Genomic DNA, 1493 nt, shown 5'->3' on the forward strand with positions numbered 1-1493 from the left:
TATGTCGTAAAAATGGCAATACTGAACTAAGCCTCCAGATAATTGGAATAATCTGGAAGTTTTCAAGTTCAGGCTATCGATGATGGTTACCTGGTTACCTCATCGCGTCACCTTCTTTTTCGGCGCATAAATTTGATCGTTGCGGAGCAGCGCATCGATCAGGCGCACCAGTTTTCTTGCCGTTAAGACGAGGGCGCGTTTGTGTGAGTGCTTATGCACCTCACGATATTTCTTTTGGTAAAAGGCGCGGTACTCAGGTTCGTGTCGCCGGACCAGATTGGCAGCCTCAACCAGGTAATACCGGAGATAACGATTGCCTGTACGCGCAAGCATTTTGTCATCAGCCTCAAAATCACCCGATTGGTGGCGGGGCCAGAACAATCCAGCAAATTTTGCGATCGCGGCTTGGTCGTCAAAGCGCTCAATGTCGCCGATTTCAGCGAGAATCCCAGCACAGCTCACCGGGCCTATTCCCGGAATGGTCTGGAGGGTATTCGGGATTCCTTCAAGAACGCGGGCAATCGCCTTATCCAAATCCTTGATTTGGCGTTTAAGATGCCGGATGATCTCAATAGAACTGCCCAGGACCAAGTCAATCGAATCCTCCACACATTTAGAAAGCCGGTAAGAGGACCGGGCAGCTTTTTGGATGGATGCGGCCAAATCCTCGGGATCGCTAAAGCGGCCATGGCCTTTGGTCTGGAGATACATCGCTAAGTCCTCCAGAGGCATTTGGGCAATTTCATCGAGGCTATAGGCCTCAAGCAAAAATTCCGTTATGGCATGGCCGAAGACCGGTGTATCCACTTCAAGGTTAAAGGCACTGAATTTGAAAAACAGATGATTCAAAAATACCTGTTGTTCCCGGGTTAAACTTTGAATCAGGTGATAGCGCATCCGTGTTAACCGTTGAAGGGCAAGGTATTGTTCTGACTGAATCACGGATTTCGGCAATCTCCCGAAACGCAAGCGGTCCGCAATTACCCAGGCATCTTTGGGATCGGTCTTGTCCATCTCGGCATAAGCCTTTTTGAAATTTCTCACCAGCTTCGGATTCAGGGTAAACACCTTTGTACGACGCTGTTTTAGCTCGGGATCTTCATGAAAAAACATTGCCGGGTGCCAACTATACACAGATGTGGCCTCCATGGCGATCTGGATGGTGTCATCCGCCTCCGCATGTTGGAGGATGGCGTCTCTTAACTCAGAGGCACCGGGAAGATTGTTTGTCACCGTTTGGGTGGCCAACGTTTCCCCCATTCCATCCATCAGGCAGGCATCGAGGTTTTTGGAGCTCACGTCAATACCGACAAATAAGGGCATATGATTTCCTCCTCTCTGTATTGGGATCGATGGAATCGGACGCTTCGGGATATCCCCAGATGGCTTGCCGATCTGTCAGCCTCGCGTATGAGAACTCATCCGGGCCGTGGGCTGCCTGGAACTGCTCATTTCCAGCACGGAGATCCGGAGGAACGGCCTACGGGTTAGAC

The 1493-nt window shown here is 50.4% G+C and carries 1 protein-coding gene; it reads right to left on the reverse strand.

Annotation, left to right across the window (positions count from 1 at the left end; all coding sequences use genetic code 11):
- Positions 1 to 99: 99 nt before the first annotated feature.
- The gene (locus GBH70_RS16370; protein ID WP_151682010.1) at positions 100 to 1323 is read right to left on the reverse strand and encodes an IS110 family RNA-guided transposase; all 1224 of its coding nucleotides are present in this window, start codon (positions 1321 to 1323) and stop codon (positions 100 to 102) included.
- Positions 1324 to 1493 lie beyond the last annotated feature (170 nt).

This window comes from Weizmannia acidilactici, assembly GCF_008974225.1.
GTDB lineage: Bacteria > Bacillota > Bacilli > Bacillales > Bacillaceae_C > Weizmannia > Weizmannia acidilactici.

Excerpts from the sequence above, each read along its gene's own strand:
- GBH70_RS16370 (WP_151682010.1), bottom strand. The coding sequence starts at position 1,323 with ATGCCCTTATTTGTCGGTATTGACGTGAGCTCCAAAAACCTCGATGCC.